We start from the raw sequence: 17,911 nt of genomic DNA on the forward strand, positions 1-17,911 counted from the left end.
AAGTCAACAGGTTGAAAGTCATTGCACTTAAGAGTCTACGAGTGCAGGATACTTACACCAATACGTATCGATTACGTACGGAATCACCCTACAGCGAGGAGGCCGCATTGCGGACAACACCAACTGCGCCCGGCATCGGGCCGATCGATTATCAGCAGGTTTTCGAGGACGTCCCGGTTGCCCTCATGGTCACGCGTCAGCGCACGATATCCGCCTGCAACCTGCAATTCCGGAATATGTTTCGCGCGGACGGCGACGTGCTGATCGGACAGACGGTACGAATTCTTTACCCGAACGAGGAGGCTTTCAGGAGGTTCGGTGCGCGTGTGATTCCGGCGCTGAAGAAGTTTGGTCGAATCACCGAACCTCGCGCGATGCAGAGGCTCGATGGTGAGCTCTTCTGGGTGAACGTGACGGGCGTCAGCGAACATCGTGACGACCCATACCGCGAAGCGCTCTGGTTCTTCTCCGAGATGGGCGTCGCAGCAAGTCTGTCAGGCGGAGCAAGCTCCGCCAACAAGTTGATCGCAGCGGCCAAGAATTCGATGACCAAGCGCGAACGCGATGTGGCCGCGTTGCTCATCCAGAATCAGACTGCCAAGGAGATCGGCATAGCGCTTGGGATCAGCCCTCGGACAGTCGAGGTCTTCCGAGGAAAGCTGCTCAAGAAATTCGATGCCCCTTCAACACACGAGCTGGTTAAAACGCTCCTCGCGTAGGGTCACCATCGCGTACTGGCTGTGAGGTCAGAAGGCGCATCGCTAAAAGATTGGGTTGCGTCCGAAAATCGGATGGTCGCCTGCATCTTCATCGGCCGGACCCTCACTGCGGCAGTCGTTTTCTGGCGCGCCGTCTTTGCGAGATTCGCCGCGACGGTGCCAGGCTTCGACAAATTGAAGCTTGCGATGCCCCAGACATGCGGCGATCGCTCTAGCGTGCGCTATCTGCGCCGGTTGACTTGCCACCGACTCCGTGACTATTCTCGCTTCACATGAAAGCGTCGCGGCGAGAAGACCGCGCTCAGGAGACTCAGTTGCGTTTCGACCTACAATCGCTGAAGCTGTTTATCGCCGTCTGTGAGCACGGCAGCATCGCGCGGGCGGCAGAATTCGAGAATATCGCTCCTTCGGCTCTCAGCAAGCGCATGTCGCAGCTCGAGGACCTCCTCAAGACCGCTCTGTTTGTGCGCAGCAACAAGGGCCTGGAACTGACAGTCGCGGCGGCGGCACTGCTGCAACACGCCCGCACGCTTCTGCGCGACATTCAACATATGGAGAGCGAGCTGCTTGACCACGCCGAAGGGGTGCGTGGTCAGATTCGGTTACACGCCAGCCTCTCGACCATCGTGCAGTACATCGCCAAAGATATCCGCGTTTTTCTGGACGGACATCCCGGTCTGCGCATCGACCTGCAAGAGAGCCTGAGCCCCGCGGTCGTTCGCGCCGTGGCCGAAAACACCGCGGATATCGGCGTGTTCGGCGGCACCACGGTCGCCGCCGGGCTGCAGGTCTATCCCTACCGCAGCGACCGGCTAGTCGTCATCATGCCGCCCGATCATCCACTCAGCCGTGCTGGCCGAGTGAGATTTCGCGAGGTGGCCGAGTATCCGCTCGTCGGGCCTCAGGAAGGCAGCTATCTGAATTCGCTGGTGTTGCGCGCGGCGGCAGACCTTGACCACCCGCTCAAGCTTTCCATCCGGGTCAATGGTTTCGAGCCGGTCCGCAGCATGGTGGAGGCGCGGCTCGGTGTCGGGCTGGTGCCCGAGCATCATGCCGAACGATACGTCAGTTCTGCTCCCCTGGTCGCCGTGTTGCTGGACGAACCTTGGGCCGAGCGGCATTGGAAAATCTGTGTGCGCGAGGCGGAGTCGCTCCCCGCGCCCGTCCAGCTCTTTCTCAAGCATCTGCTTGCAAGTGCGCAGCAGCAAGCCAATCACGAATAGGCAAGCTTCAACCCCGCTTGCGGCCAGGACAACGCACCCAGACGTCCGGTGCCGGACATCGTGACAAATGCTGTCTTCATATCGGCGCCACCGAAGCAGATGTTTGTCACCATGCCGTCCGGCACTGTGACTTGCCGCGTCACCTCGCCAGACGGCGCGACCACGGTAATACAGCCGGTGACCAGCGTGGCCACGCAGATATTTCCTTCCACGTCCACTGCCAGACTATCGAATCGCTGGTAACCCGGAAGCCCGCACACGAGACGCCCGCCGTGCGGGGATGGATAAGGATGCTTGCGTGCCCTGCCAGGCGCCTCCAGATCGAAAGCCCATAAGCGCGCCGTCTCAGTCTCCGCCACATAGACGACGCGGTCGTCCGGCGACAAACCGACACCGTTCGCTGTGGTAAGCGGATAAGCGACTTCGACAATCATCGACCCGTCGGCTCGCCCGTAATATAGACCGGCGTGATCGCGATCGCGCAGACGGTTCTTGCCAAAATCGGTGAAATAAAAGCCGCCCTCGTGGTCGAAGACGATGTCGTTAGGGCCGCACAGCGGATGATCGCCACAACGGTCGTAGAGCGTCGTCAGCGTACCCGTACGCGGGTCGAACCGTTCGATGCGGCCACTCGTATAGCTTGGGTGAATACCCGGTCGAGTGCGATTGAGCCCGGCAACGGTACGGAAAAGGAACCCCCCGTTGTTGCAGATGTAGAAGGCACCATCCGGGCCTAAAGCCAGACCGTTCGGCCCTCCGCCTGTTTCCGCAAGGACGCTCACCGTGCCGTCTGCGGATACGCGACTGATGGTCTCACGCTCGATTTCGACCAGCACGATCGAGCCATCAGACATCGCGACCGGTCCCTCGGGGAACATCAAGCCTTCCGCCACGATGCGGACGCCGCTCTCCATGTTTAGTCTCCTCAGTTCAACGCTTGTCCGCATTCTCGACGAAATGGTTGTCGTATGTAGCCTTCAGGTCGATCGAGGCTTTGCCAATCTCGGGATCGAATGCGGTTAAAACATCGTGTACGGTATGCGCGGCAGCGTCGGTCATCAGGCCATCGCGTGAAATGCAGCTTTGCATGTTGGCGTAGGCACGCGCGAAGACATCCTTCTCGGCTAGCGCATATTGCGGCGGCACGGCGGCGGCGACCTGCTCAGGCGTTGCGTGCGCCATCCAGCGCTCAGCCTCGAGGATGGCATTCGTTACCGCTTGCACGGTGTTCGGATACTTGACGAGAAAGTCTTTGCTTGTGTAGATGGCAGCTTCCGGATAGTCGCCGCCCAGTGTCGCGCGCGTACCGGCCGGGTCTCGCATCACGGCTAACGGAAACAGATCGCCGCTGTCCTGCAGAACGGTGGCGACCGGGTCGTTGCTCATCAACGCGTCGATCTGACCACTGCGCGCTGCGGCAATCGCCCCGGCAGATGAGCCCACACCTATGATGGACACGTCGCCGGGCTTTACGCCAGACTTGCTGAGCAGATAGTTCACGCCCATGTGAAAACTCGATCCAGGCGAGCTCACACCAATGCGCATGCCCTTGAGGTCCGCATAAGTCCTGACCTTGGCGTGGCTCGCGCGGGTCGCACCAAATACCCAGCCGGGGCACGACGCCAGGGTCACGAACGAGACCAGCTTCTGCCCTTTGGCGGCCATGGTTATCGTGTTGGAGTAGGCACCCGCCACAATGTCGGCGCTGCCGCCCATCATTGCCTGGAGTGCCTTGGCGCCTCCGCTGAATACGCCGATTTCAACTTCCAACCCGGCCTGTTTGAAGTATCCCCGACTGTCTGCAATGACGAACGGCAGGTAAGGAAAACCGACACCCGCCGCCGCCAGATGGAGCCTGGGCTTTTCCGGCACAGGTGCGCCGCTGGCGGCCGGCGCATTCGAGACGGCGGCGAAGGTTGCCAATGCGATAGAAACTTGACGCCAAAGCGCTGCCACGATGGTTTGTCTCCGTTGAAATGTCTCTTGCAGGACCGTGTCGTGAAGCGTTCAACCCTGCACGACGTTCTGCCGCTGCTGCCCGAGCCCCTCGATGCCCAGCGTCACGATATCGCCCGGCTTCAGATAGACCGGAGGTTTTTGCCCCAGGCCGACGCCGGGCGGTGTGCCCGTGGAAATAATGTCGCCCGGCTGCAATGACATGAACTGCGACAGGTATGACACCAGGTAGCGCACGCCATACACCATGGTGACCGTACTGCCGTTCTGATAGCGATGCCCGTTGACTTCCAGCCACATCGGCAGCGTCTGCGGGTCGGCAACCTCGTCTGCGGTAACGAGCCAGGGCCCGGTCGGACCGAAGGTATCCGCCGACTTGCCCTTGGTCCATTGGCCCTGACGCTCCGCCTGGAACGCGCGCTCGGACACATCGTTGATGACGCAATAGCCCGCAACATGGTTCATGGCATCGGCTTCGCTGACGTACTTGGCTGTCTTTCCGATAACCACGCCCAATTCCACTTCCCAGTCAGTCTTGAGCGAGTCGCGCGGAATCTCGATCGAGTCGTTCGGACCCACGATCGCGCTCGTAGCCTTCATGAAGATGATGGGCTCCGGCGGGACCGTGGCGCCGGTCTCCGCTGCGTGGTCAGAGTAATTCAAGCCGATGCAGATAAACTTGCGGGTGCCACCCACGCAGGAGCCCAGGCGCGGACTGCCTTCCACGCGCGGTAACGACGCGGCATCCAGCGCCTTCAGGCGTGCGAGGCTATCCGGCAGCAGAGCTTCGCCGGCAATGTCGGCAACATGGTTCGACAAGTCCCGGATATTTCCCTCGGCATCGAGTAGGCCCGGCTTCTCCTGGCCGGGTGAACCGTAGCGCAACAGCTTCATATAGGTATGCTCGTTTCAGTAGGTGGCGCGGCCGCCAGAGAGGTCGAACACCGCTCCGGTGGTAAAGGAGTTTTCTTCGCTGGCAAGCCAGGCGATCATGGCGGCGGCCTCATTGAGTTCGAGGAATCGGCCGCGCGGGATCTTGCCCACCATGTACTCGATATGTTCGGGCGCCTGCTCCATCGCGCCAGGTGTGCGCGCGACGGCAGGGGTGACGCAATTGACCGCGATGTCGTGACGCGCCAACTCCTTTCCCAGTGACTTGGTCATGGCGATGACCGCGGCCTTGGCCGAGCTGTAGGCCGCCGCATTCGGGTTACCTTCTTTGCCAGCGACCGAGGCAAGATTCACGATGCGGCCATAGTTCTGGCGGACCATTTCCGGGACCACAGCACGGCAGCAGTGGAAAGTGCCATTCACGTCGATATCCATCACCTGCTTCCAGATATCGATCGGATAGTCGATCAGCGGCGCATTCGGGCCGACAATCGCCGCGTTGTTGACCAGGATATCGATACGCCCCACCGACTTCAGCGTTCCCGCGACAGCCGCTTGCACGCTCGCGTAGTCCGCAATGTCGACGCGCTCGAAGTGAACGTCTTGCTCGCTCAGCTGGCTACGGGCCTGCTCGATGCCGGCAGGATTGACGTCCCAGACCACTAGCCGGGCACCTGATTCGAGCAGCCGGCGGCCGACCTCAAGACCGATGCCTTGCGCGCCGCCAGTCACGACCGCGACGCGCTCCGTCAGATTGATTTTGTTCGTCTGCAATTTGATTCCTCACGGTTGAACGCGCACTCAGGCGCTGGCGGCAACGGTCTGCCCGGCCACAGGGCGCCAGCGCAGCAGGTAGTCTTCGATCATCGATACGGCTGTATCAAGCACGAGCGCGAACACAGTCAGCACCAGAATCCCCGCGATGACCGAGTTGATATCGAACACGCCCTCAGCCAGCAAAATCAGGTAGCCAACCCCTTTCTCCGAGCCCAGATACTCGCCCACCACGCTGCCGACGAAGGCGATGCCGATTGCGTTATGCAGGCTCGAAAACACCCAACTCGTCGCCGACGGCAAATACACGTGCCGCATCAGTTGACGCGAGTTGGCGCCCAGCATCCGCGTGTTGGACAGCACTGTCGGGCTCACTTCACGGACGCCTTGAAACACGTTGAAGAAGACCACGAAGAAGACGAGCGTCACGCCCAAAGCGACTTTCGACCAGATGCCCAGTCCGAACCAGAGCGCGAAAATGGGCGCAAAGATCAATCGCGGCATCGAGTTCATTGCTTTGATAAACGGATCGAATACGACCGCCAGGAACGGGCTCAGTGCAAGCCAAAGGCCGCATCCCAATCCAAGAACCGTACCAATTGCGAACGCAAGCATGGTCTCGACCAGGGTCGTATACAAATGGCGGAAGACCGAGCCCGTGACGAACCACTCGACAATGCGACGAGCCACACCTACCGGATCTCCAAAGAAGAACGGAGACAGCCACTTCTGATAGGTTCCGAGCCACCAAAGGAACAGGACACCGAACAGAATTGCCAGCCGCGTCACCAGAACAGTGAAACTATTGTTTGGACTAAACTCGATTGCGCGCATAGCTTTTCAGGACCTCGCCTCGAAGCACGTCCCAGATTTGGGTGTGCAGTTGAAGGAAACGCTGTGTCATCCGGATCTCCGACATTTCGCGCGGCCGCTCAAGATCAATCTCGAACTCGGCGATCGGTCGCGTCCCGGGCCCCGCCGACAGCACGATGACCCGGTCGGAAAGCGAGATAGCCTCTTCCAGATCGTGAGTCACGAACATCACGGACTTGCGGTCGTTCGACCACAGCCGCAATAGCTCGTTTTCCATGAGGTGGCGGGTCTGGATATCGAGCGCGCTGAACGGTTCGTCCATCAGAATGATGCGGGGATTGAGCGCCAGGGCTTGCGCGAGACCGGCCCGCTTGCGCATGCCGCCAGACATCTGATGCGGGTATTTCTTCCCATGCCCTTGCAGCCCCACTCGCTCAAGCCATCCACGGGCGACACCCAGCGCTTCTTCGCGCGGCATGCCGCGAAAAATCAAGCCGATGGCAATGTTCTCTTCGGCTGTCTTCCATGGCATGAGCGCATCCACCTGGAACAGGTAGGCAGCCTGTGTGTTCAGACCATGGGTTAGCTTCTTGCCGAACACGCTCAGGCTACCCGACGAAGGCCGGGTCAGGCCGGCGGCCACGTTCAGCAGTGTCGACTTGCCGCAGCCGGTGGGGCCGACAATCGAGACGAACTCTCCGTCCCTTATCGTCAAGGTTCCGCCAGAAACTGCGGTGTAGGTCTGAGCGCGCTTGCCATTGCCGGCGAAAGTGCAGGTCACGTTGTCGAAGCGTAACGCCTCACGCACTTCTGCTTGTTGACTGTCGACCGGGACGCTATAGGCTGCGGTGCTCATGGCTGGACCTCCGCCGCTGCCTTTCTGACGAATCGATTGTCATAGGTCGTGGCGAGGTCAATCTTGGCCGACGCTACCGCGGGGTCGAAGGCTGCAAGCACCTCATGCACCGTCTGTGCGCCTTTGGGGGTGATTTCTCCGTTCTGCGCGATGCAGCGGCGGCTGTTCGTGAAGGCCTCGGCATAGAGCGCCTTGTTATCCCCCAGAAACTGTGGCGGCACGTTGTCCGCGACTTGTTGCGGCGTGGCCGTGGCTATCCACTTTTCCGCGCGCACGATAGCATTGGCGACTGCCTGGACTGTCTTGGGATTCTTTTCGATGAAGTCCTGCGTCGCGAATACGCTCGACTCGGGATAGTCCGAGCCGAACACCTTCACGTTGCCGTCCGCCGTACGCATGTTCTCGAGCGGTCTCAGGCTGCCATCCTTCGTCAGAATCGTGGCACTTGGATCATTGACGATGAGCGCATCGATCTGCCCGGCACGCACCGCTGCAACGGCACCGGCCGCCTGCCCCACGCCGATGATCGATACGTCCGAAGGCTGCAGGCCCGCCTTGTGCAGGATATAGTTGACCGCTGTGCGTGCTGGAGCCTGGCGCGCTCACGCCGATTCGCATGCCCTTCAAATCCTTGGGCGACTTGACGTCAGTCTCGTGCTTCTGAGACACGCCAAAGATCCAGCCCGGGCAAATCACTTGTGCGGCCACCACGACGAGGTGCTGACCCTTCGTCGCCATGGTGATCGTGTTCGAATAGGCCCCCGCCACCATATCGGAGCTACCGCCCAACAAGGCCTCCAGAGTCTTTGAGCCTCCGGAAAATGCGGCGATGGTTACGTCCAGCCCTTCGTCCTTGAAATAACCGCGCTGCTTGGCGACGAGCATGGGCAGGTATGTGATGCCAGTCGACGCCGCCGCAATGTGCAATTCGGGCTTCTCCGGCGTGTCCTTCGCCACTGCCGTGGCTGATGCGCAAACGAGTTCCAAGGCTGCGCACAATGCAACAGCGAGTTTCAGCTTCATGGTTGTCTCCTCCCTTTCTAGGGATGTTGGTGCGAACAACTGCCTTGGACGGACTGGCACTTCGTGATCGGGACGCCGGGATGCCAGCCGACCCAAGGCGCGATCCGCCCTAAACGACTTCTTTGCGCAGGGCTTCGACCACTGCGTCACCCATGTCACGGGTGCCGACGCTTCGGGTGCCGTCCTGGTAGATGTCGGCGGTGCGGTAGCCGGCGGACAGCACTGCTCGCACTGCCCGCTCGACGCGGCCCGCAGCGTCCTCCATCTCGAAGCTTTCGCGCAACATCATCGCAAGCGACAGGATGGCGGCAAGCGGATTGGCGATGTCCTTGCCCGCAATATCCGGTGCCGAGCCATGCACGGGCTCGTACAGCCCTTTGCGGTCGTACCCTAGCGAAGCCGAGGGCAGCATGCCGATCGATCCAGTCAACATGGCCGCGGCGTCCGACAGAATATCGCCGAACAGATTGCCCGTAACGATCACATCGAACTGCTTGGGTCGGCGCATCAGCATCATGGCAGCGGCGTCCACGAAGAGATGGCTTAGTTCGACGTCCGGGTAGTCTCGCCCAACGCGAGTGACCGTTTCGCGCCACAACTGACTCGCTTCAAGCACGTTGGCCTTGTCCACCGAGCACAGCTTGTGGTGACGGCGACGCGCGGCCCGAAAGGCCGCGTGCGCGACGCGTTCAACCTCTGACTCGGAATAACGCATCGTGTTGAAACCCACGCGCTCCCCTGCTGCGTTGGTTTCGAATCCGCGCGGCTGACCGAAATAAGCATCGCCGTTCAGCTCACGAACGATGACGATGTCCAGTCCGTCAACGACTTCCGGCCGCAGGGTCGAAGCGCCAATCAATTCCGGGAACATATAGGCCGGCCGGAAGTTTGCGTACAGCGTGAGCGCTTCGCGCAGCTGCAACAGACCCGTTCCGGGTCGACGCGCGCGGGGAATCTCTGCCTCGTCAGCTACGCCTACCGCACCAAACAGAATGGCGTCGGCCTTGCGCGCCACGTCAAGCGTAGGCTCCGGAAGCGGCACGCCGTGCGCCTGGATTCCGGCCTCGCCGATGTGCGCCTCTTGAGTCTCGGCTTGAGGTGCCACGACGTGCAGCACTTTGAGAGCCTGTGCCACTACTTCCGGACCGATACCATCACCGGGCATGACTGCAATCTTCATCTGAACTCCTCCAGGGTCGTTTTAGAAAGCGCGCGCCTCAATAAGCGTCGGCACGGTTGCGCTCGAATGCATCAATGCGGTCTCGATGCGAAAGCGTGTAATCGATCTCGTCCATGCCACGCAGCAGGCACTCCTTGGCGAAGGGCTCCATCTCGAACGCATGCGAGGTGCCGTCGGGTAATGTCACAGTCTGGGCAGGCACGTCGATGGAGATTCGGCTACCCGCCTTATTGGTCAGGCTTTCCAGAAGCGGAAGAACCACGCTCTCCGGCAGCACGATGGGAAGCAGCCCGTTCTTCAGGCAGTTGATGAAGAAGATATCGCCGAAACTTGGGGCGATCACCGCCCGGATTCCGTAGTCGGTCAGCGCCCAGACAGCGTGCTCACGCGAAGAGCCGCAACCGAAGTTGTGGTTCGCCACCACGATGCGCGAGTCGCGAAACGGCGCCTGGTTAAGCACGAACTCGGGCTTTTCGGCGCCGTCTGCGTCAAAGCGCAGTGCACGAAAAAGGAACTGACCGAAATCGTCGGAGCGGGGTTTTTGCAGGAAGCGCGCCGGCAGAATCTGATCGGTATCGCAATTGATGACGACGATCGGGGCTGCGACTGCATCGAGGTGAGTCAGGCTTTCCATCTCATGCTCCCAGGAGGCGGCGCACATCGATCAGACGTCCTGTCACAGCAGCGGCAGCCGCCATAGCCGGACTCATCAGATGCGTGCGCACGCCCGGCCCTTGACGGCCCACGAAATTGCGATTTGATGTGGAGGCGCAACGCTGCCCGGGCGCGGCGATATCGCCGTTGGTTGCAAGACACATCGAGCAGCCTGGGAAACGCCACTGGAAACCGGCTTCCTTGAACACGCGGTCCAGTCCTTCGGCCTCGGCCTGCGCTCGCACCTCGTGCGAGCCCGGCACCACCCATGCCTCGACGCCCGATGCGATATGGCGGCCCCGCGCGACCTCGGCCGCGCTGCGCATATCCTCGATGCGCCCGTTCGTGCACGAACCGATGAACACCCGGTCGATCGCCACGCCTTCCAGCGCCTCGTTCGGGGCCAAGCCCATGTAGTCGAGCGCCCTCGACATCGCGGCGCGCAGATCGGGGTCCGCCTGCAGCGCGGGATCGGGGACGCGCCGGTCGATGGCGCAGGCGTATTCCGGTGTCGTGCCCCAGGTCACCATCGGGGCGATCCCGGCAACGTCGATATGCACCTCCCGGTCGAAGGTCGCGTCGGCGTCCGTGAACAACTTGCGCCAGTGCGCCATCGCGCGATCCCAACGCTCGCCCTTGGGAGCGTAGGGACGCTGAGCCAGATACGCGAAAGTGGTGTCGTCCGGCGCGATCATGCCGGCGCGGCCACCGGCCTCGATGGTCATGTTGCACAGCGTCAACCGACCTTCCATCGAGAGACCCGCGATGGCGGAGCCTGCGTACTCGATGACATGGCCCGCAGCGCCGGCCACGCCGATTCGCGCGATCACGGCGAGGATCAGGTCTTTGGCGGTGACGCCCGGGCCCGGCGTGCCATCGAGAGTGACGCGCATGTTGCTCGACTTGCGTTGCCACAGGCATTGCGTGGCGAGCACATGAGCCACCTCGGTTGCGCCGATACCGAACGCGAGCGCGCCCATTGCACCGTGTGTCGAAGTGTGACTGTCGGCACAGACGACGGTCATGCCGGGCAGACTCAAACCCTGCTCGGGCCCGACTACGTGGACGATGCCGCGACGCGAATCGTCCATGTCGAACAAGGTGATGCTCGACTCGGCTGCGTCACGCTGCAGGGCCTCGATCATGGCGCGCCGCTCGGGGTCGGTCACCGCCGACATGTCGTTTGCGGCGCTGGAAACGTAATGGTCCGCCGTACCGAAGATTCGCTCGGGCGAGCGTGGCTTGATCCCGCGCTGGCGCAACAGATCGAAGGATTGCGCGGTGACGTCATGAATAAAATGCCGGTCGATGTACAACAGGTCCTGCCCGTCGTTGCGCGACATCACCCGGTGACTTTTCCAGATCTTGTCGTAAAGAGTCTGTGGACCACCCACCCCTTGTTCGAGTTGCATCGCTTCGTCTCACTCCGTCAATGCGCCGTTCGGGAAGGCACGCCTTCGTTCGGCGAGTCAATGTTGTGCGAGCATCATGCGCCAGACGGGCCGCGCTGTACCTGCTTTTTGGGAAAGGCACCATCGTCAAACGCGATGACGAAGCGACACCGCCGCCAGTGATTTTTGGGCCGGTCGGATCGTCGAGCCGCTTGGCTCGCAATTCGAATCGAATGCGATCAATGAGACCTCGTCGGGTAGTGTCGTGCCTGGCTGGGTGCGATTCGATGAACGGCTACATCGACTGATGCGGTACAGGAATCGGCATTGCGCCGGTTCGTCGAGAGAAGTCGTTGGCCGAGCCAACTCGCCCTTTTAGTGTCTCGACGCGCACGGCTTTGTCTCCGCGCACTTTTTTTCTGAATAGCACGGCTGAACGCGGATGATTGCGTTATGAACTGAGCAGTAGAGGAAATTTTGACGCCGCAAACACAATGCCTCCATGCTTACAATGTAGATGCAGTGCCGCAGGTCACGACTGCCGGTTTGCGCATTTTTTTCGTACGCGCGGTTGACCGGTGTTCTTTGCGTTTCTCCTCCCGTCTTACTACTTTTACCTGAGGAAAAGAAATGAAATCCACGAACATCTTCCTTGCCGCGGCGATTTCCATCGGCGCGATCATCGCGACCGTGCCCGTGGTTGGTGCGCAAGAGACAGGCGCAGCGACTTCTTCGAAATCATCCGGCAGAGCCGCAAACCGGCAACTCGCGAAGCAGGTTCAGACCGCGCTGTACAAGCAAAAGGGTCTGGAGTCGGCCGATATTCATGCTGTCGCTCGCAGCGGCAAGGTTACGCTGGTCGGGATGGCGCCCGATCAGAAGCAGATAGATGCCGCAGGGAAAATAGCCGAGGGCGTACCCGGCGTGTCGTCGGTAACCAACAATCTGACGGTGGAAGAAGCCGGGCATTGAAACCGGCTTCAGCGTGACGGCTTATCGCACGCACATTACCGCTTCGTGAACGACGCAGGCTGTCGGGCTTGCTTGTGGTTCGACAGCCTGCGTCGACGGAATCGGCAATTTTTCGTGTTGCATCCACCGGCGGAAGCCTCAAGGTAAGGACGCCGTTCCACGAGAGAGCGTCAGTGTTGTTCGCTGAGTTCGGCGATCTGATTTCGAAGCGCGTCGCGGAACACGTTCACCCTGTTTGGAGCGTAGCGCCCGCTCGCATCACCGACCAGGACAACAGATCGTCCATCGCAGCATCCTCCAAATCAATCTGTACAGCGAGACCGTCGGCTAATTGACGGAACACGTCTCAGTAAGTCAACCAAGCGGGTCCAAGACCTTGCACGGCAGCGCTCCGCTAATTTAATCAATACAACGTCCCCTCCACACGGTGATTTTCATCAGGATACCGAATGTCTACGTCGCTGCACTGACGTGAGTATCGAGGGCGCCAGAAGCAAAAAGGCGCACCACGAGTTCTGATGCGAACCAGGTGCGCCGCTAATCGACCCTTTCGCTGTCCTCCTGTAGTCATCTGGTTCCCAAACCTCTCTAAGGTAACTATTACCTACCGATGCGCACAAACGTGGCGCGCGGTCCTTAAGTTCCTCATACGAATTAAAGAATTCCGTAGGCTTTGCCGTAAAAGCGCTTATAAGGTCAGACAAATTCGGTAACTTTGTCCCGTCTCTGTCGACTTTTCCGAGAAGCAAGAGCGCGTGCGCGCCGATGCACTGATCCATTACACGGCCTCCCGCGCAGACTCGCGCCGGGCCACAGTCGCGTCCAGTCCGTTTGGGTATTTACGTACTGACAGCGGCGGCTTTTTTTCATCGGTTCGGTTCCTGATTACATCGACAACCGATGACTGGATCAGGGCCCTAAAGTCACCAGTCCGCGTCGAAACAGAATGACGCATTTAATTTGGATTACTAATCACCATGATATTTAAAAAGAAAATAAGCAATCTTTTGCTCGGCCAATTCTCTCTCGGCAAGTTCTCGGCTGTCGCAGTTGCGGTCGGCGCAAGCCTGATGCTCGCAGCTTGCGGCGGCGGAAGCGAAGGCACCGTTGATGCTGCGACGGTCAAGGCCGCCGATACGCCCGAGGCGACCGCAAAAGCCGCCACCACCGGTTCGATCTTTTATGGCATGAACGGTCACATCACCAACGGCGGCGCGTACGACAACACGCCCTACGCAACGCAGCTGTCGCAATTGCAAGACCTCGGCGTAAAGATTTTCCGCAACGACGTGTACAGCCTGGGATCGGCCAAGGTGCTCGCGACCGTTGCCAAGCAGTTTGCGGCAGGCGGCGTTCAGGTGTATCCGGTGATGCTGCTCGGCCTGGGCTTCGATACCGAGGAAGCGGCCTACAACGCCGGTTACACGATGGGTCAGCAGACGGCGCAGACGTACAAGTATGCGTACTACGAAGTTGCGAATGAGCTGGACTCAGCCGCGCTGGCCGGAAACTACGACGGCAACGTGTGGTATCAGTACAGTAACCAGCCGTTCATGATCGCGCGCGGTGTTATTCGCGGCATGATCGCAGGTGTGAAATCGGTCGACAGTTCGGCAAAGATCATCGTCGATGGAACGTGGAAGCATATTGCGTTTTTTCAAATGCTCCTTGACGGCTCGCAGCCCGACGGGACGCACGGTCACCCGACGGTCAGCTGGGACATCACTGCATGGCACTGGTACTCCGACCAAGGCGACATCACTAATGCCTGCGGCGGCACGGGATGCCACGACATCCTCGGTATTATCAGTTCGTTTGGTAGACCGGTCTGGATCAACGAGTACGGCGTGCGTCCCGAATACGGCACGAATGACGCCATCGCCTCCTACCTGACCGGCAACCTGATGATGCTGCAGTACTACACGCAGGCGTCGAAGTACAACGTCCAGTCCGTCCAGGGCTTCGAGTTGTACGACTCCCAGGAAGGAAATTACGGGATGTTGCAGAGCGACGGCAAGACGAAGAAAGCTGCGTACACGGCAGTCAAGAACTTCATCGCGAACCACCCCAGATAGCGTGCAGAGCTTACCGGCGCGGATGGCGCACGGTGGTCTTGCAAGCGGCTTACGCAGTCAAATCTGTCGGGTAGAGGAGCGGAGCGTTCCAGGCCGCTCCTCACCCGCCATTTGAATTTGAATTCACGTTGGCATCATCGACCGTAGCTCAACGTCCCACTGGGGATCAAAAAATCGTTGCGCTTCGCGGACGAACACGTGAACGCTGCACGTTTAGCTAGCCCAACAAAAGTCTCGAAGCAATAAGGGTTCTGGCGGCTTGCACGGCCCTTTTTAGCGTCCAACACTTCGACAACAATCCGGCTCGCCAGATAACTATCCGATATATCGGACACTGTAGTGCTTCGACGGAAGCGGTTTCTCAGTCCAACCCCTAAATCAGGATCTGAACATGAAGCTCGCCACCAAGGGCGCCAAAGCCGCCATGCTGTTCGCCGCAACCGCCGTGAGCGGACTGCTCGCGCTCTCCGCCTGCACCAAAGTGGCGACGCCCGAGCAGGGTTCATCGGCAGCGGCGCCTGCATCGACGCTTCAAGCCGTGCTTCAGCGTGGGACGCTGCGTGTCGGCGACTGCCTCACGTTCGCGCCGTTCGGCTTTTACGACAAAGACGGCAATCCGGACGGCTACGACGTCGACCTCGCCAAGGAGCTCGCCAAGCAAATGGGCGTGAAGCTCGAGGTCGTGAACACGACCAGCGCGAATCGCATCCCGAATCTTCAGACCGCCAAGGTCGATGTCGTGTTCTGCAACTTCACGCGCAACCTCGAACGCGCGAAGGTCGTCGAGTTCACGTCGCCGTACGTTGTCGCCAGCGAAGCGATGCTCGTGAAGAAGAGCAGCGGCATCCAGTCGGCGAAGGACATGAGCGGGCGCACCATCGCCACGGTCAAAGGCTCGACCAACGGCGACGAAGTCCGCTCGATGGGCATCCCCGTCAAGATTCAGGAATACGACAGTTCGCAGGCGGCCATTCTCGCGGTCAAGCAGGGCCAGGCCGATGCGATGATCGAGGACAACAACTTCCTTGCGTATCAGGCGAAGCTCGATCCGGAACTGGCCGTAACGAACGAAGCACTCGTGCCGCTCGAGTACAACGCGTTCGGCGTGAAGGCGGGTGACCAGGCGTGGCTCAACTATCTGAACCTGTTCCTGTTCAACATCAATGCATCGAAACTAAACGCGCAGTTGTACAAGAAGTGGTTCGGCGTCGATCCGAGATATCCGCTCAATCCGCAGTTCTGAAGCGGAGGCGCAGATGAGCTATCAATGGCTGACGCTATGGGGCTACGTCCCCGAGTTTCTGAAGGCGGGCTGGCTGACCTTGCAGGTCACGATGCTGGCGTTCGTGCTGGCGCTCGCGCTCGGTCTGATCGCGGCGCTTGCCGGCATGTCGCCGTCGGCCATCGTGCGGTTCATCGCGCGGGCTTACGTCGAAGCCATCCGCAATACGCCGGTGTTGCTGCAGATCTTCATCGTGTTCTTCGGCTTGCCGTCGATGGGCATTGCGCTCGATGCATATTGGGCCGGTGTCATCGCGCTGGGCGTGAACGTGGGCGCGTATCTGTCGGAAGTGTTTCGCGCGGGCATGCAATCGGTGCCGCGCGGACAGATTGAAGCAGCCGGCATTCTTGGCCTGGAACGCGGGCAGATTTTCAAAGAGATCGTGTTGCCGCAGGCAGCGCGTGCGGTGTATCCGGCCATCGTCAATTATCTGATTCAGTTGTTGCTCGGTACTTCGCTGTTGTCCGCAATTGCGTTGCCCGAGCTCACCGGCACCGCAACCGTCATCAATTCGCGCACGCTCTTGTATGTCCAGACGTTCGCGGTCGTGCTCGTCGCGTATCTGGTGCTGAGCAATGTGTTGTCGTGGATTGCCAGTCAACTCGGCGCACGCATGTTTCATCCGCCGCTCATCGTGAGGCCGGGTGCGCGTTGGCTTGGTTTCACGCTGCGTCGTGCGAATCGTGCATGAGGGATTGAGTCATGTCACTTGAATTGCTGAGAAACAGTCTGTCGATTTTGCTGCAAGGTCTCGTGACGACGCTGCTCTTGTCTGTCGCGGCGATCGTCGGGAGCACGCTCATCGGCCTGCTCGCCGCCGTGCTCCGGTCGTTCGGGCCGTGGGGCACGGACCGAATCGCGAAGCTCTACACGGAGTTGTTTCGCGGTACACCCGTACTCATCACGCTGATGTTCATCTACTTCGGCGTCTCGTACTTCGGCTATGCAATCGATGTCTTTGCAGCGGGCGTGATCGGCTTGAGCGTGTATCAGGGCGCTTATATCGCGGAAGTCTTTCGCTCGGGCATCGAATCAGTGCCGAAGGGACAGTGGGAAGTCTCGCAGATTCTCGGTCTGTCGCGCATGCAGACCTTTGCCTCGGTCGTGTTACCGCAGACCGGACGCATCGTATTGCCGCCGCTCGTCGGGCAATACCTGTCCCTCATCAAGGATACCTCGATCGTCAGCATGATCGGCATGTCCGAACTGATGCACGGTGGCCAGGCGATCGTGGATCGCATCGGCAAGCCGGTCGAGATTTACGGACTCGTCGCGCTGATCTATTTCGTCGTGTGCTTCCCGCTTTCGCAATGGGTGCGCCATCATGACCGCCGGAGACTTACGTGAGCGATTCCATCCAGAACAAGCCCGTCATTTCGTTGTCGGGCGTGAGCAAGGCATTCGGCGCGACGCGCGTTCTCAACGAGATCAATCTCGAAGTGCGCGCAGGCGAAGTGCTCGTGCTGATCGGCGCATCCGGTTCGGGCAAGAGCACCGTGCTTCGCATCATGGCCGGACTGGAAACGACGGACTCCGGCCAGGTGTGGGTCAACGAAGTGCCCCTGCACGATCCGAAGCGCGCGCGCGAGATTCGCGGCCACGTCGGCATGGTGTTTCAGCAGTTCAACCTGTTCCCGCATAAGACCGCGCTCGGCAATGTCACCCTCGCGCTGATCAAGGCGCGCGGCATGTCGCCCGCCGATGCCCGCAAACGCGCAATGGAAACGCTCGACCGCGTGGGTCTCGCGGACCGTGCATCGCATTATCCGAGCCAGTTGTCGGGCGGACAGCAGCAGCGCGTCGCCATTGCGCGGGCGCTGGCGGTCGAACCCGGCATCATGTTCTTCGATGAAGCCACATCCGCACTCGATCCCGAACTCGTCGGCGAAGTGACGGAAGTGATGCGCGGCCTCGCGCGCGACGGCATGACGATGGTCGTCGTCACGCATGAAATGGGCTTTGCGCGCAAGACGGCGGATCGCGTCGTGTTCATGGACAAGGGCGTGATTGCAGAGCAAGGCGATCCGGAGCAAATCTTCGTCAACCCGTCAAACGAACGCACGCGGCAGTTTCTCAGCCGTGTGCTCGACCATTGAAGGGTC

17 protein-coding genes and 1 pseudogene are annotated in these 17,911 nt (G+C 60.1%); 8 read left to right on the plus strand and 10 right to left on the minus strand.

Features of this window, described 5'->3' with window-relative positions; all coding sequences use genetic code 11:
• Positions 1 to 41 precede the first annotated feature (41 nt).
• Positions 42 to 719, plus strand: a complete 678-nt coding sequence (locus BTHE68_RS22055; protein ID WP_162068449.1) for a LuxR C-terminal-related transcriptional regulator — start codon at positions 42 to 44, stop codon at positions 717 to 719.
• Positions 720 to 1,033: 314 nt separating this feature from the next.
• Complete coding sequence (locus BTHE68_RS22060; RefSeq protein WP_162068450.1) at positions 1,034 to 1,942, plus strand: LysR substrate-binding domain-containing protein; 909 nt, start codon at positions 1,034 to 1,036, stop codon at positions 1,940 to 1,942.
• Here the strand turns inward: BTHE68_RS22060 and BTHE68_RS22065 are convergent.
• The 10 genes and pseudogenes from BTHE68_RS22065 to leuC form a co-directional block, all read right to left on the minus strand.
• The gene (locus BTHE68_RS22065) at positions 1,933 to 2,856 is read right to left on the minus strand and encodes an SMP-30/gluconolactonase/LRE family protein (protein WP_162068451.1); all 924 of its coding nucleotides are present in this window, start codon (positions 2,854 to 2,856) and stop codon (positions 1,933 to 1,935) included. The genes BTHE68_RS22060 and BTHE68_RS22065 overlap by 10 nt on opposite strands.
• Positions 2,857 to 2,872: 16 nt before the next feature.
• The gene (locus BTHE68_RS22070) at positions 2,873 to 3,898 is read right to left on the minus strand and encodes an ABC transporter substrate-binding protein (protein WP_162068452.1); all 1,026 of its coding nucleotides are present in this window, start codon (positions 3,896 to 3,898) and stop codon (positions 2,873 to 2,875) included.
• 51 nt (positions 3,899 to 3,949) lie between these two features.
• Positions 3,950 to 4,792, minus strand: a complete 843-nt coding sequence (locus BTHE68_RS22075) for a fumarylacetoacetate hydrolase family protein (protein WP_162068453.1) — start codon at positions 4,790 to 4,792, stop codon at positions 3,950 to 3,952.
• Between the two features lie 15 nt (positions 4,793 to 4,807).
• Positions 4,808 to 5,563 (minus strand): SDR family NAD(P)-dependent oxidoreductase, encoded by a 756-nt coding sequence (locus BTHE68_RS22080; protein ID WP_162068454.1) that lies wholly within the window; start codon positions 5,561 to 5,563, stop codon positions 4,808 to 4,810.
• A 27-nt stretch (positions 5,564 to 5,590) separates the two neighbouring features.
• Positions 5,591 to 6,397, minus strand: coding sequence for an ABC transporter permease (locus BTHE68_RS22085; RefSeq protein ID WP_162068455.1), 807 nt, complete (start codon positions 6,395 to 6,397; stop codon positions 5,591 to 5,593).
• Positions 6,378 to 7,232, minus strand: a complete 855-nt coding sequence (locus BTHE68_RS22090) for an ABC transporter ATP-binding protein (protein WP_162068456.1) — start codon at positions 7,230 to 7,232, stop codon at positions 6,378 to 6,380. The genes BTHE68_RS22085 and BTHE68_RS22090 overlap by 20 nt, the downstream gene beginning before the upstream one ends.
• Positions 7,229 to 8,255 (minus strand): annotated as a pseudogene (locus BTHE68_RS37355) (ABC transporter substrate-binding protein). Before BTHE68_RS37355 ends, BTHE68_RS22090 begins: the two are co-directional and overlap by 4 nt.
• 109 nt (positions 8,256 to 8,364) lie before the next feature.
• Positions 8,365 to 9,435 (minus strand): 3-isopropylmalate dehydrogenase, encoded by a 1,071-nt coding sequence (gene leuB, locus BTHE68_RS22100; protein ID WP_162068457.1) that lies wholly within the window; start codon positions 9,433 to 9,435, stop codon positions 8,365 to 8,367.
• Positions 9,436 to 9,472: 37 nt separating this feature from the next.
• Positions 9,473 to 10,069, minus strand: coding sequence for a 3-isopropylmalate dehydratase small subunit (gene leuD, locus BTHE68_RS22105; protein WP_162068458.1), 597 nt, complete (start codon positions 10,067 to 10,069; stop codon positions 9,473 to 9,475).
• Position 10,070: 1 nt separating this feature from the next.
• Entirely contained in the window at positions 10,071 to 11,501 is a 1,431-nt protein-coding gene (gene leuC, locus BTHE68_RS22110) for a 3-isopropylmalate dehydratase large subunit (protein ID WP_162068459.1), read from the minus strand.
• Between the two features lie 609 nt (positions 11,502 to 12,110).
• Between leuC and BTHE68_RS22115 the strand changes: the two genes are divergently transcribed.
• The 6 genes from BTHE68_RS22115 (at position 12,111) to BTHE68_RS22140 (ending at position 17,905) form a co-directional block, all read left to right on the plus strand.
• Positions 12,111 to 12,452, plus strand: a complete 342-nt coding sequence (locus tag BTHE68_RS22115) for a BON domain-containing protein (protein WP_162068460.1) — start codon at positions 12,111 to 12,113, stop codon at positions 12,450 to 12,452.
• A 977-nt stretch (positions 12,453 to 13,429) separates the two neighbouring features.
• Positions 13,430 to 14,527, plus strand: coding sequence for a lipopolysaccharide biosynthesis protein (locus tag BTHE68_RS22120; RefSeq protein ID WP_162068461.1), 1,098 nt, complete (start codon positions 13,430 to 13,432; stop codon positions 14,525 to 14,527).
• Between the two features lie 391 nt (positions 14,528 to 14,918).
• The gene (locus BTHE68_RS22125; RefSeq protein WP_162068462.1) at positions 14,919 to 15,770 is read left to right on the plus strand and encodes an ABC transporter substrate-binding protein; all 852 of its coding nucleotides are present in this window, start codon (positions 14,919 to 14,921) and stop codon (positions 15,768 to 15,770) included.
• A gap of 13 nt (positions 15,771 to 15,783) precedes the next feature.
• On the plus strand, positions 15,784 to 16,500 hold the full coding sequence (locus BTHE68_RS22130; protein ID WP_162068463.1) for an amino acid ABC transporter permease: 717 nt from the start codon (positions 15,784 to 15,786) through the stop codon (positions 16,498 to 16,500).
• 11 nt (positions 16,501 to 16,511) lie between these two features.
• Positions 16,512 to 17,156, plus strand: a complete 645-nt coding sequence (locus BTHE68_RS22135; RefSeq protein WP_162068464.1) for an amino acid ABC transporter permease — start codon at positions 16,512 to 16,514, stop codon at positions 17,154 to 17,156.
• Positions 17,153 to 17,905 (plus strand): amino acid ABC transporter ATP-binding protein, encoded by a 753-nt coding sequence (locus tag BTHE68_RS22140; RefSeq protein WP_162068465.1) that lies wholly within the window; start codon positions 17,153 to 17,155, stop codon positions 17,903 to 17,905. Before BTHE68_RS22135 ends, BTHE68_RS22140 begins: the two co-directional genes overlap by 4 nt.
• Positions 17,906 to 17,911 lie beyond the last annotated feature (6 nt).

This window comes from Burkholderia sp. THE68 (assembly GCF_009938265.1).
Taxonomy (GTDB): Bacteria; Pseudomonadota; Gammaproteobacteria; order Burkholderiales; family Burkholderiaceae; genus Caballeronia.